Raw genomic sequence first — 13,448 nt, forward strand, 5'->3', positions numbered from 1 at the left:
CATTCAGCTCTGCGGCGCAGTCCTCTCGAAACCTTCGATCTTTTCTCTGAGCCACTGCGGTAGCGGTGTGCTGCTGCGTGTCGCGCCGTCAGCGTGCACGTAGACGATTTCACCGCTGGTCAACAGTTCGCCGTCGCGCCAGATACCGAGAGCGAACGTCAGGCTTGAACGACCCAGGCGAGCGCTGCGGATACCGATCTGCAACTGATCGTCGAAGCGCGCCGGGGCGCGGTATTCGAGCAGCGTACGGATGGCGAAGAAGTCGCCGCCATCCTGAGCCAGATCGGCCGGGTAGGCGACGCCCAGAGCGCGGAAGTATTCGGTGATGGCGACGTCGGCGTAGGTCAGGTAGTGACCGTTGAAGACGATGCTCTGCGGATCGACTTCGGCCCAGCGCACGCGCAGGGAATGGAAGAAGGTGAACTGGCTGGCGTCGGGCGTGCTGCTCATGGGCGATCCTTTATCAGGGTGGCCTGGTGAGCGTGCTTGTTGGGCGCTGTCGCGGCAAGTTCGAGACGCAACACGGATGGGGGGAGATAAGCGCGGTCGATGGCTGGTGGCGCTGGCCAGACTCACCCTGGATGTGTGGCGCTCTCCCACTCCACGCCCCGGCCTGGTCGCCAGCGAGCGGGAGAGGGTCGCCAGAAGGCCGCGTTAGCGGCCTGCTTTCAAGGACGCTTGCGGTTGCTGATCATGGTGCCGTTGCCGATGTCGGTGAAGATCTCCAGCAGCACGGCATTGGGTACACGACCATCGATGATGTGCGAGCTGTTCACGCCACCCTGCACAGCGTCCAGCGCGCATTTGATCTTCGGCAGCATGCCGCCGTAGATGGTGCCGTCGGCGATCAGCTCGTTGACCTGCTCGGTGTTCAGGCCGGTCAGGACTTCGCCCTGCTTGTTCATCAGGCCGGCGATATTGGTCAGCAGCATCAGCTTCTCGGCTTTCAGCGCTTCGGCCACCTTGCCGGCGACCAAGTCGGCGTTGATGTTGTAGGACTCGCCGGCCGGGCCGACGCCGATGGGCGCGATGACCGGGATGAAGTCGCCCTTGACCAGCATGTTCAGCAGGTCGGTATTGACCCCGGTGACCTCGCCGACATGGCCGATGTCGATGATCTCGGGCTGGGTCATCTCCGGCGTCTGACGGCTGACCTTGAGCTTGCGCGCGCGGATCAGACCGGCGTCCTTGCCGGTCAGGCCGATGGCACTGCCGCCATGCTGGTTGATCAGGTTGACGATGCTCTTGTTGACCTGGCCGCCGAGCACCATTTCCACCACGTCCATGGTGGCGGTGTCGGTGACGCGCATGCCGTCGATGAAATTGCTTTCGATGGACAGGCGCTTGAGCAGATCACCGATCTGCGGGCCGCCACCATGCACCACCACCGGGTTGATGCCGACCGCCTTCATCAACACGATGTCGCGGGCGAAACCCTGCTTGAGTTCCTCGCTCTCCATGGCGTTGCCGCCGTACTTGATCACCAGGGTCTTGCCGACGAAGCGGCGAATATAGGGCAGGGCTTCGGACAGTACCTTGGCAACCTGGGCGGCGGCGTCACGCTCGAGGGTCATGCAGGGGCTCCTGGAACAAATCGGTCAAAATGGCAGTTGCAGGTCGGGGGCGACCTTGAGCAGCTGGGTGCGGAAGATGTCCTGGATACGCTCCAGCTCCTCCTGGGTGTCGGCTTCGAAGCGCAGCACCAGCACCGGCGTGGTGTTGGAAGCGCGGATCAGGCCCCAGCCCTTGGGATAGTCGACGCGTACACCATCGATGCTGGTGATGTTCGCCTCGCCCCATTGGCCTTCACGCTGCAGGCGCTCGATCATGCCGAACTTGGTCTGCTCGGTGACCTTGATGTTGATTTCCGGTGTGGAAATGTCGCTGGGGAAGGCGCTGAACACCTGCTCGGCATTGCGTTTTTCCAGGCTGAGGATCTCCAGCAGGCGTGCGGCGCTGTAGATACCGTCGTCGAAACCGTACCAGCGCTCCTTGAAGAAGATGTGACCGCTCATCTCGCCAGCCAGCAGGGCACCGGTTTCCTTCATCTTCTTCTTGATCAGCGAGTGGCCGGTCTTCCACATCACCGGGCGGCCACCGTAGCCACTGATCAGCGGGGTCAGGCGGCGGGTGCATTTGACGTCGAAGATGATGTCGGCGCCCGGGTTGCGCGAGACCACGTCCTTGGCGAACAGCATCAGCAGGCGGTCCGGGTAGACGATGGTGCCGGTGTTGGTCACCACGCCGACGCGGTCGCCGTCGCCGTCGAAGGCCAGGCCCAGGTCTGCATTCTCGGATTTGACGCGGGCGATCAGGTCGACCAGGTTCTCCGGCTTGCCGGGGTCCGGGTGGTGGTTGGGGAAGGTACCGTCCACTTCGCAGAACAGCGGGATCACGCTGCAGCCCAGTGCTTCGATCAGTTGCGGGGCGATCACGCCCGCGGCGCCATTGCCGCAGTCCACCACCACGCGCAGGGGCTTGGCCAGGGCGATGTCGTCGCGGATGGTCTTGAAATAGCGCTGCAGTACGTCGACCTGCTGCACGCTGCCGACGCCGCTGGCCAGGTCGTTGTTGTCCAGACGGGCCTTGAGCGCCTGGATCTGCTCGTTGGCCAGGGTGTCACCGGCGATGACGATCTTGAAACCGTTGTAGTCGGGCGGGTTGTGGCTGCCGGTGAGCATCACCGCCGAGCGCCCTTCGAGGACGTTGGCGGCGAAGTACACCACCGGGGTCGGCACCATGCCGACGTCGGTGACCTGGCAGCCGCAGTCCAGCAGACCCTGTACCAGCTGTTGCAGCAGCTCGGGGCCGGAGAGACGGCCGTCTCGGCCGACAATGACGTTGGGCTCGCCCTGGGCGAGGCTTTGTGAACCGACGGCGCGGCCGATCCAGTAGGCGTATTCGGCGGTCAGGGTGTCGCCCACCACGCCACGAATGTCGTAGGCACGGAAGATGTCGGCGGGAAGTTTCGGGGCGCTTTGGCTAGTGCTCATTGCGGGGCTCTGCTCCAGTCCCAGGAGATCCTGGTCTTCATCGAGAATGTCGATATCGAGGATATCGGTGTCCTGAAACAGCGGGTCGACCAGCTCGGCAGGTTTGGTGGCCGGCTGAGCGGCTGCGGCCACGACTGTTCCTTTGGCGGGTGTAGCGCTGCCTTCGGGGCTGCGACGCGGCAAGCGCGCCAGGCTCTGCGCCAGCGCATTGAGTGCTGGCACGCTGAGACTGAAGGCTTTGACGTTCTTGCCGGCAGAGAGTTCTTTCAGCATTTGTCCGAGCTGCTGCGCGTCGCCATTGACGCGTCGTTGCAGGGCACCCTGAACCAGGACCAGGCCGATCACCGCGCCACCCAGGGCAATCAGGAGTGCGAGGCCGAGCATCGCGGGCGCGATGCTGCCCTGGGCCAGGCCCGGGCCTGGGGTGAAGCTGATCTTCCAGTGCGGATTGCTGGTGGCAAAGGTCTGCGCAGCGTCTTCGCCGGGCTGACCGCGTTGCAGCAGCACCTGTGCCGGGGTGTTGGCGAACTGCTGGATCAGCTGCACCTGGCCGTATTCCGGCGGCAGTGCCGGCAGGGCTGCGAGCAGGCGTTGCAGATCGAAGGCCAGCAGCAGCGTACCCTGTGCCGGCTGATTTTCGCTGACGCGCAGGGCCACGGCACTGTAGGCCAGCCAGCGCTGGCCGACCCGGTATGCCTCGATGGCCGGTTGCTGGCCGCTTTCGGCGCGACGCAGCATGTCCAGGCCGGCGAAGTTCATCGGCGCGGCGCGGGTGGTGTTCTGTACCGCTTCGCCGCGGCGGTTGAGATGGGCGTCGATCACGCCATCCCAGTAGCTCAGGCTGCGTTCTGCCTCGCTGATTTGCAGGTTGTTGCCGCTTTGCAGGGCCTGCAGCAATTTCGGGTTGCGTGCAGCGGCCAGGCTGTCGGCGTGCAGTTGCTTGAGTGCCTGCTGCACCGCGGCGGCCTGATTGTTGCCGATGGCCTGGGCCAGCTCGGCCTGGCGCGCCTGACTGCTGCTGCTGTCGGCGAACCACAGCAGCGCACCAGCTGCGCCGACGCCTATCAGGGCCGCAACCAGGCCTGGCAGAAGTGGGCCCAGCGAGGGTTTGGCTGCCTTGCTCTTGGGCTCGTTCGGCACCAGGCTGGCGGCAGTGTCGGCTTCCTTGGCGCTACGCTTGAAGAGTTTCACGTGGTGCTCCTCGGCGGGTCGTCCTGTGACGGGATGAATTAGTGGCTGCCGGAGTGGCCGAAGCCGCCCGCACCACGTTGGGTTTCGTCGAAGTGCTCGACCAGTTCGAAATGCGCCTGCACCACCGGCACCAGCACCAGCTGGGCGATGCGCTCGCCGATGGCGATGGTGAACGGCGTCTGGCCGCGGTTCCAGCACGACACCATCAGCTCGCCCTGATAGTCCGAGTCGATCAGGCCGACCAGATTGCCGAGGACGATGCCGTGTTTGTGGCCGAGGCCCGAGCGCGGCAGGATCATCGCCGCCAGACCCGGGTCGCCGATATAGATCGACAGGCCGGTAGGTAGCAGCACGGTCTGACCGGGTTCGAGGACGACTTCCTCCTTGAGCATGGCGCGCAGATCAAGGCCTGCCGAACCGGGCGTGGCGTATTGCGGCAGTGGGAATTCCTGGCCGAGGCGGGGGTCGAGGATCTTGGCTTGCAGTGCGTGCATGGTCAGTTCTTGTTCAGTCGTTCGGCGATAAGGGTGATCAACTGGCGGGCAATCTTGCCCTTGCTGGTCTGGGCGAAACTGAATTGCTGCAGTCCGCGGTCGATCACGGTGATGGCGTTTTCTTCACTATTGAAGCCGATGCTGGGGTTGGCCACATCATTGGCAACGATCAGATCGAGATTCTTGTCGCGCAGCTTGCGCGAGGCGTACTCGAGCAGGTTCTCGGTCTCGGCGGCGAATCCCACGCTGAACGGGCGATCCTCGCGGCCGGCGATGGTGGCGAGAATATCCGGGTTGCGCACCATTTGCAGGAGCATCCCTTCACCGCTGGTGGGGTCCTTCTTCAATTTGTGCTGAGCGACCACTTCCGGGCGGTAGTCGGCCACTGCTGCGGCAGCGATCAGCACATCGCAGGGCATCGCCGCTTCGCAGGCTGCGAGCATGTCGCGGGCGCTGACCACATCGATGCGGCTGACCCGGTCCGGTGTCGGCAGGTGCACCGGGCCGCTGACCAGGGTGACTTTCGCACCGGCTTCGGCAGCGGCTTCGGCCAGGGCGAAACCCATCTTGCCGGAGCTGTGGTTGGTGATGTAACGCACCGGGTCGATGTTTTCCTGGGTCGGGCCGGCGGTGATCAGAACGTGCAGACCCTCCAGCGCCCGGCGCTGGAAGCAGTCGGCGGCGAGACTGGCCAGGTCGGTGGGTTCGAGCATGCGCCCGAGGCCGACGTCGCCGCAGGCCTGACTGCCCGATGCCGGACCGAACAGGCGCATGCCGCGCTGCTGTAACAGATCGAGGTTGGCCTGGGTGGCGTCGTCGCGCCACATTGCCTGATTCATCGCCGGAGCCAGGGCAATCGGCGCATCGGTGGCCAGTACCAGGGTGGTCAGCAGATCATTGGCAACGCCCTGGGCCAGGCGCGCGATCAGATCGGCGGTGGCGGGGGCGATGAGGACCAGGTCGGCCCAGCGTGCCAGCTCGATATGACCCATTGCGGCTTCGGCGGCCGGGTCCAGCAGATCGAGGTGGACGGGGTGGCCGGACAGCGCCTGCAGGGTCAGCGGGGTAATGAACTCTCGTCCGCCCTGGGTCATTACCACGCGGACTTCAGCGCCTTGATCCTTGAGGCGGCGAACCAGTTCGGCGCTCTTGTAGGCAGCAATACCGCCTCCCACGCCGACGATGATGCGTTTGCGATACAGCCGCTGCATAGGCCTGCCTTTTATATAACGGTGGATGTGCGCCACGTGACCAACGCCTCCCCAGGCCGGCCCCGTGTAAAGTCGGGTAGGGATAGGCCATTGCTGGCCCATCCCCCCCTAAGAACCGTACGTGCGGCTTTCACCGCATACGGCTCAAGCCTACGTGAAACCAAGTAGCTTGGCCGGCAACGTACGGAGGTGCGTCGGATTCTACAGCTATAAACCGCTAAACCGTAGAGGTGTATCTTTTTGCTGGCTATGAAGCCGCGCGTGGCAGTTTGGATGAAGCAATACGCGGTTTTGCAGATTGTCCGAACCGCCGTCCACACGTCTTATGACGTGATGGTCATGCCATCCGGTTTCCTTGCTCACCGCTTGCCCACACGAGGCGCAAACACCCCGCTGTCTGCGGAAGAGGCTGAGAATTTGTCCTCGATAACGCAGCTTGTGCTGCATTCGCTGGACTCTCAGTGCCTCCCACTTCAGTTCGTGTTCCGCGTCGTAGGGGTTGTAGTCCCCCGGAAGACGTTTGTGGCGCACGATTGCGGTTCCCGCCAACAGGTATAGCCGGCGGTACTGCTTTTCTCCCTTACCATTCTTGTAGGGGTACGCGAACACCCAGCTCTGCCCGCCTATGGATCGGAAGTATTTATTCCTGATCCAGTCAGCTGACTTCCTCGGATGCCTACGCTTCACCCACCTCCAGATTCGCCAAAAGATCAGGTGATCCAGCTTGCTGAAGGTTTCCTTTGCCACGACCGGGGAGTGATATTGCGCCCACCCCTTCAGTACCGGGTTCAGTTGGCCGATCAACGCTTCCTGCGTCATAGCCCCGCTGCTTTTGATGATCTCGCGTACCTTCCGATAGAACGCCGAGGCGTTCTTCTTCGAGGGTTTGATCAGCAGTTTGGCCTTCCTGCGTGGTGACTTCGGCACGTACTTCCTGAAGTTCCACCCCAGAAAATCGAAGCCCTGGTGAATGTGCGTGATGTGCGTTTTCTCCCGGGACAGCTCAACCCCTCGTGCTGACAGGAATTGCTCTACCCAGGGCTTGATCTCTTCCTCCAGCAGCTCTTTCGAAGCCGCCAGGATCACGAAGTCGTCCGCATACCGTACACACTGCACCTTGGTCTTCTCGGCCTTCTTGATTCCCAGCTTCTTCGCCAGGTGGCGCTTCAACTGAGTTTCCAGGCCGTTCAGGGTGGCGTTGGCCAGACAGGGCGAGATGATCCCGCCCTGTGGCGTCCCGGCTTCCGTAGCCATGAGTTGTCGCCGGTCGATGACCCCGGCTCTCAACCATTTGCGCAGCACCTTCGTGTCCATCGGGACATTTCGGCACAGCCACTCGTGATTGATGTTGTCGAAGAAGCCTTTGATGTCCCCCTCCAGAATCCAGGTCGGCGCCACGGTGGGCGACAACAGGTGGAAGAGTTCAACCATGGCGTCAGCGGTCGAGCGGTCAGGCCGGAAGCCATAACTTTTCGGATCGCTGGTGCTTTCTATTACAGGCTCCAACGCTTGCAGATACAGCGCTTGCATGGCCCGATCCAACATCGTCGGGATACCCAGTGGGCGCTTTTCCTGCTTGCCGGGCTTCGGTATCCAGACCCGCCGTAGCGGTTTGGGCCGATAGCCTCGTTGTTTCGACAGACGTTTCACGGCATGGAACTTGGCTAGGGGCGTACCCCAGGTTTCTCCATCGACGCCCGGAGTCTTGCGACCCCGGTTCTCCGTGACTCGCCTTACAGCCAAGCAGCGACCGTAAAACGAGCGAGTCAGCATCCGTTGCAGGCGTTTAACCCTGCGCCAGTTACCTTCCCGTGTTGCCTGCGCAATCTTCAGCTGCGTTCTCCGAACGGATTGTTGAACTTTGGCCCAATCGAGATCGTGCCAGTTCGCCCCTCCGCCTGAGGACGCAGACGCTTCCGGTGTTGCTGGTTGCGTTTTCATACAGTCCTCCCGAGATGAACGACACTCAGGACGGACTACTCCCCTATGGGCAGTAGTTCGCCCATAGGGTCGTTTTTGGTTATCGCTGGAATCAGCGGCTGTTTTTGCGCTCGTAGACCAGATGCACGTCAGCCAGAGTTATCCCCTGCCGGTAATGTTCCAACCGGTATGCCACCCGTTACAGGCGACCGTTCGCTTCTTGCATCCTCCCATTCCCCACACCCATCAGCGCCCCTTGCGGTTTGCCTGCCTGCCCGATGTTGCTGGGCAGGCGAGTGGTCGGGATTGCCACGTTCCCCGAGTCGCATCTATTCCCCGTTTAGGCTTCGTCTTTCCCCCGGTAGTCGTATTGGTACCGCAGCGCATCATCCCACTGCGCTGTCCGACTACTATGCCGATTTTGGCTAAGGCCAATAATTGCCGTAGGCCTATCCGTAGTTACGAAGGTTCAGGCGACGATTCACATGCGTTAGCCATGCGGGTTGGGTCATTAGCCTCGTTACGTCCGTGCAATTCGGACGTATAGCGTTCTCCGTCACCGGATAACACCCTCATAAGAGCGAGACATTGTTAATCGGGCTTCACACCCCAGGGTTGGCCCCTGACGCATGCCGATCTAATGAACTGGCAGGTACATGCCAGGCTCGGTACTTCCTATGCAAGCGAAGTTGAGCAATGCGATTCGGAGCTTTTCGCTCCGTGCTTGGTTCAACATCCCCCCAACGTCTCACGACGGTGAATTGGCTCACTGCCAGACTTGCGAGGATGAGTTCTGCCCGGAGGGCAAATTCACCCTCGGGTCAGACATTTTTAGTAACAATTCGGTGATAGCTGAACGTTACTGTCCTGTTTCTGTAACCGCTCATTGACCCATTTTAGGGTTTGAATGTAGTGGTCTACTAACCCCAGACACCCATTTAGGGCGAGAATGCTCGCCATACAGAGGTGTTCGATGAGCAGACAACGACGTACCTTCACCCCGACTTTCAAGCGAGAGGCTGCCAGCCTGGTGCTCGACCAAGGCTACAGCTGTCCCGAGGCCGCCAGATCTCTCGATGTAGGTGAGAGCTTATTGCGCCGCTGGGTTACCCAGTTGCAGCTGGAGCGCGGGGGCGTTACGCCCACTGCCAAGGCGCTCACACCGGAGCAGCAGACCATTCAGGAGCTTCAGGCCCGTATCAACCGGCTGGAGCTTGAGAAGAAAATATTAAAGGAGGCCACTGCGCTCTTGATGGCCGAGGAACACGGGCGCAGACGTTGAAGTCGATTCGGCAGTTGGTAAAGCACTACCCTGTTCAACTGTTGTGTTCAGTCTTCGAGCTACCCCGGTCTTGTTATTACGCCCACTTGGCCCGGCGGCGTCATATCGATGTCCGCCGAGTGAACCTACGCAGTCGTGTCAACGAGCTGTTCAACCAAAGTCGTGGCTCAGCGGGCAGTCGCAGTCTGGTTGCCATGCTGCGGGATGAAGGCGTTAACGTCGGGCGTTTCAGAGTCAGAAGATTGATGAAGGAACAAGGACTGATCAGCAAACAGCCCGGTTCTCATGCGTACAAGAAGGCCACGGTCGAGCGCCCCGACATTCCCAATGTGCTTGATCGCAAGTTCACCGTGGCTGCGCCAAACAAGGTCTGGTGTGGCGACATCACGTATATCTGGGCAGAGGGTCGATGGAGCTATCTGGCGGCGGTCTTGGACTTGTACAGCCGCAGAGTGGTGGGTTGGGCGATGTCCGCCAAGCCTGATGCGGAACTGGTCGTCAAAGCGCTCGACAGGGCTTACGAGATGCGTGGCAGACCACAAGGCGTGCTGTTTCACAGCGACCAGGGCAGCCAATATGGCAGCCGGGGTTTCCGCCAACGGCTCTGGCGCTATCGGATGATTCAGAGCATGAGCCGAAGGGGAAATTGTTACGACAATTCGCCCATGGAGCGGCTGTTTCGTAGCCTGAAAACGGAGTGGGTGCCGACAGTGGGTTACATGACGACAGCGTTGGCCGAGCAGGACATCGGCCGCTACCTCATGCAGCGGTACAACTGGATAAGGCCGCATCAGCACAACGGCTTCGTACCGCCGGCGGTTGCGGAAGAAAAACTCAATTCTGTGTCCGGGAATTGTTGACCACTACAGAACAGATACAGCTTTTGTTATCCATCCCCGCCAAAACGAAGCGTTTCCAGGGTGTGGATTAACCAGGCTGAGCCGGTTTGTTGAATGCTTTTTCGGGCTTAAAACCCCCTGATAGCAAGGGATTAAGGTGCCTAGGCGCATTAACCAAACCAAGCACGACACGGTCAACGTGTCGCACAAGATGGGCTACGATAGCACAGGGCCCGCAACGGAAGCAGCGGGCGCCTGGCTCGACATGGAGGTGCCGATGAGCATTCGCGACTGGCCCGCGGCAGAGCGTCCGCGGGAAAAACTGCTGGAACAGGGGGCGGCGTCGCTGACCGATGCCGAACTGCTGGCGATCTTCCTGCGCACCGGAGTGACTGGCAAGAGTGCGGTGGATCTGGCGCGCCATCTGCTCAGCGAATTCGGCAGTCTCAGGGCCCTGCTCGAAGCCGACCTGGCCGGTTTCAGCCAGCACCTCGGTCTGGGCCCGGCCAAATACGCACAACTGCAGGCAGTGCTGGAGATGTCGCGGCGCCATCTGGCCGAGCGCCTGCGCCGCGACTCCGCGCTGGAGAGCCCGCAGGCGGTGCGCGACTACCTCAAGGCGCAGCTGCGCCACGAACCGCATGAGGTGTTCGGCTGCCTGTTTCTCGATGCCAAACACCGCGTGCTGGCCTTCGAGGTGCTGTTTCGCGGCAGCATCGACAGCGCCAGCGTTTATCCCCGGCAGGTGGTCAAGCGTTCGCTGGCCAACAACGCCGCGGCGGTCATCCTTACCCACAACCATCCGTCGGGCGTTTCCGAGCCCAGCCAGGCCGACCGCGTACTGACCCAGAGGCTCAAGGATGCGCTGGCGCTGGTTGAGGTGCGTGTGCTCGACCACTTCATCGTTGGCGACGGCGAGCCGTTGTCCATGGCCGAGCTGGGCTGGATGTAGGGTCAGAGGTCGTCAGATGCTCAGAATGTAACCCGTGAGAAATCCTGGCGGCCGAACGGGCTGACCTTGTAACCCTGCACCTTGTCGCTGAGCAGGGCGAAGGCGGTGGGGTGGGCCAGCGGCAGCCACAACGCCTGCTCCTGAATGATTTTCTGCGCCTGCAGATAGAGGCGGCTGCGTTCGGTCTGGTCGCTGTTGGCCTTGCCGTCCGCGATCAGCTTGTCCAGCGCTTCGTCGCAGTAACGCGCGAAGTTCAGCCCGGACTGCACCGAGGCGCAGGAAAATTGCGGGGTGAGGAAGTTGTCCGGATCGCCGTTGTCGCCGGCCCAGCCCATGAACAGCAGGTCGTGTTCGCCGGCCTTGGCGCGGCGGATCAGCTCGCCCCATTCGATCACGCGGATTTCCGCATCGATGCCGACCTTGGCCAGGTCGGCCTGCAGCAGCTGCGCGCCGAGGCTGGGATTGGGGTTGAGCAGACTGCCGCTTGGGCGTGTCCAGATGGTGGTCTTGAAACCCTCGGCCAGGCCGGCCTCGCTCAGCAGGGCGCGGGCTTTCTCGGGATCATGGCTGTAGCCGGGCAGTTCACCGGCATAACTCCAGGTGTTCGGTGGGTAGGGGCCGCTGGCCGGTTCTGCGCTGCCCTCGAACACGGCCTTGACGTAGCTGGCCTTGTCGAACGCGAGGTTGATCGCCTGGCGCACCTGCGGCTTGTCCAGCGGTGGGTGCTGGCTGTTGATGCCGACGAAGGCGGTCATGAAGGCGGCGGTCTGTGCGCTTTTGAGCCTGGCGTCGCCGGCGATGGCCTGGACGTCCTGCGGTTTCGGTGACAGGGCGATCTGGCATTCGCCGCGACGCAGCTTCTGCAGGCGTACGTTGCTGTCCGGGGTGATGGCGAAGATCACCCGATCCACGCCCGGCTTGCCGGCAAAATAGTCCGGGTTGGCGCGATAGCGCACCACGGCATCCTTCTGGAAGCGTTCGAAGACGAACGGGCCGCTGCCCACTGGCGCGCTGTTGAGCTTCTGCGGGGTGCCGGCGGCCATCAGTTTGTCCGCGTACTCGGCGGAGTAGATCGAGGCGAAGCCCATGCTCAGGGTGGCGAGGAAGGTGGCGTCGCGGCGGTTCAGGGTGATGCGCACGCTGTGCGCATCCGGCGCCTCGACCTTGGCGATCAAGCTGGGCCACTGCATCGACTGCGCGTGTGGATAACCGCTGGCGGCAACCTGGTGCCAGGGGTGCTGTTCGTCGAGCATGCGCTGGAAGCTGAATTGCACGTCCCGGGCGTCGAGGTTGCGGCTGGGGGTGAAGTCGCCACTTTGATGAAACTGCACGTCGTCACGTAGCGTGAAGTCGTAAACCAGACCGTCATCGGATATCGTCCAGCTGCTCGCCAGGCTCGGCAGCAGCTTGCCCTGCTCGGCGTCGAACTCCACCAGGCGATTCATCAGCATGTCGGCCGAGGCGTTGGTGGTGGTCAGCGAGTTGTACTGCACCACGTCGAAACCCTCCGGGCTGGCTTCGGTACAAACGCTGAGAGTTGCGGCCTGAGCCAGAATCGGGGTGCACAGCAGAGTGGCGAACAGCAGGCGCATGGTTGACTCCTCATTCCGGACGTTGACGGCGAACCTGCAACCCTAGTCGATTTGCCTGGCGCTGAATACCGGGCCGAGGCGACGAGCGGTCAAATCTTGATCAAGCCCCAAGGGGCCGGCTCCCGGCTGGTCTGCTTGTCCGGGCTTGTGTTTTATCCTGCACTTTTCCTTGTTGCTCTCTGGGCTTTCTGGTATAAAGCAGCGCTCTTTTCTAGGGGCCCGGTTCTTGCGCTATCCAGCGCGCCCGGTAAGACCCTCGAGAAACGCGGCGCCGAGCGCCAATGACATTGAGTTTAAGCGGCCAACCCATGCCGGGTTGGGCATGTGGTTTTAGAGGGCTGAGGCATGTCGAGAGTCTGTCAAGTTACCGGTAAGGGTCCGGTAACCGGGAACAACATTTCCCACGCAAACAACAAAACCCGTCGTCGTTTCCTGCCGAACCTGCAGCACCATCGCTTCTGGGTCGAGTCCGAGAAGCGCTTCGTACGTCTGCGCGTATCTGCCAAAGGCATGCGCGTCATCGACAAGCGTGGCATCGACGTAGTGCTGGCTGAGCTGCGCGCTCGCGGCGAAAAGGTTTAAGGAGAGAGTCATGCGTGAACTGATCCGTTTGGTGTCCAGCGCCGGTACCGGCCACTTCTACACCACCGACAAGAACAAGCGCACCACCCCCGACAAGATCGAAATCAAGAAATTCGATCCGGTCGTACGCAAGCACGTGATCTACAAGGAAGCCAAGATCAAGTAATTGATCGGCTGCCTGAAGAAGCCCGCCTTTATGGCGGGCTTTTTTTTGCCCGCGGGCCATCGGTTTACGGACCGGCGCGACCTATCGCCGCGGCTGTTTTCGTGCAACTCGACCAACTGTGACTTACCTCATCATCATGATGGCGTTTAGACTTCAGCGTTACCCTGAAACTGACTCATCCATCAGCTTTTACTGACATGGGCACTTGGGATCCGGGCTCCCGTTC

Annotated in this window: 11 protein-coding genes; 4 read left to right on the top strand and 7 right to left on the bottom strand. The window is 61.6% G+C overall.

Annotated elements, in window-relative coordinates; genetic code table 11:
- Positions 1-3 precede the first annotated feature (3 nt).
- From OEG79_RS01140 to ltrA, 6 genes are all read right to left on the bottom strand, one after another.
- Positions 4-450: an acyl-CoA thioesterase gene (locus OEG79_RS01140; RefSeq protein ID WP_264147062.1), complete on the bottom strand. Its 447-nt coding sequence runs from the start codon at positions 448-450 to the stop codon at positions 4-6.
- 218 nt (positions 451-668) lie between these two features.
- Positions 669-1,574, bottom strand: coding sequence for an acetylglutamate kinase (gene argB, locus OEG79_RS01145; RefSeq protein ID WP_264147063.1), 906 nt, complete (start codon positions 1,572-1,574; stop codon positions 669-671).
- A gap of 24 nt (positions 1,575-1,598) precedes the next feature.
- Positions 1,599-2,993, bottom strand: a complete 1,395-nt coding sequence (gene algC / locus OEG79_RS01150) for a phosphomannomutase/phosphoglucomutase (RefSeq protein ID WP_264148656.1) — start codon at positions 2,991-2,993, stop codon at positions 1,599-1,601.
- 1,229 nt (positions 2,994-4,222) lie between these two features.
- Positions 4,223-4,678 carry a dUTP diphosphatase gene (dut, locus tag OEG79_RS01155; protein WP_264147064.1) on the bottom strand — a complete coding sequence of 152 codons (456 nt, stop codon included), beginning with the start codon at positions 4,676-4,678 and terminating at the stop codon, positions 4,223-4,225.
- Between the two features lie 2 nt (positions 4,679-4,680).
- Positions 4,681-5,889, bottom strand: a complete 1,209-nt coding sequence (coaBC, locus tag OEG79_RS01160) for a bifunctional phosphopantothenoylcysteine decarboxylase/phosphopantothenate--cysteine ligase CoaBC (protein ID WP_264147065.1) — start codon at positions 5,887-5,889, stop codon at positions 4,681-4,683.
- A 207-nt stretch (positions 5,890-6,096) separates the two neighbouring features.
- Positions 6,097-7,830, bottom strand: coding sequence for a group II intron reverse transcriptase/maturase (gene ltrA / locus OEG79_RS01165; protein ID WP_264147066.1), 1,734 nt, complete (start codon positions 7,828-7,830; stop codon positions 6,097-6,099).
- Between the two features lie 952 nt (positions 7,831-8,782).
- Between ltrA and OEG79_RS01170 the strand changes: the two genes are divergently transcribed.
- A protein-coding gene (locus OEG79_RS01170; protein ID WP_264145293.1) for an IS3 family transposase occupies positions 8,783-9,951 on the top strand; the annotation gives its coding sequence in 2 pieces (ribosomal slippage) (positions 8,783-9,044 and positions 9,044-9,951; 1,170 coding nt in all).
- 256 nt (positions 9,952-10,207) lie between these two features.
- A complete protein-coding gene (gene radC, locus OEG79_RS01175; RefSeq protein ID WP_264147067.1) occupies positions 10,208-10,882 on the top strand; it encodes a RadC family protein in 675 nt (224 codons plus the stop codon).
- 20 nt (positions 10,883-10,902) lie between these two features.
- On the opposite strand, the gene OEG79_RS01180 is transcribed toward radC, so the two are convergent.
- Positions 10,903-12,474, bottom strand: a complete 1,572-nt coding sequence (locus OEG79_RS01180; RefSeq protein ID WP_264147068.1) for an ABC transporter substrate-binding protein — start codon at positions 12,472-12,474, stop codon at positions 10,903-10,905.
- Between the two features lie 345 nt (positions 12,475-12,819).
- On the opposite strand from OEG79_RS01180, the gene rpmB reads away from it, so the two are divergent.
- Positions 12,820-13,056, top strand: a complete 237-nt coding sequence (rpmB, locus tag OEG79_RS01185; RefSeq protein ID WP_003242523.1) for a 50S ribosomal protein L28 — start codon at positions 12,820-12,822, stop codon at positions 13,054-13,056.
- A gap of 10 nt (positions 13,057-13,066) precedes the next feature.
- Positions 13,067-13,222, top strand: a complete 156-nt coding sequence (rpmG, locus tag OEG79_RS01190; RefSeq protein ID WP_003457707.1) for a 50S ribosomal protein L33 — start codon at positions 13,067-13,069, stop codon at positions 13,220-13,222.
- Positions 13,223-13,448: the final 226 nt, after the last annotated feature.

This window comes from Pseudomonas sp. Z8(2022) (assembly GCF_025837155.1).
In the GTDB taxonomy this organism is placed as follows: Bacteria; Pseudomonadota; Gammaproteobacteria; order Pseudomonadales; family Pseudomonadaceae; genus Aquipseudomonas.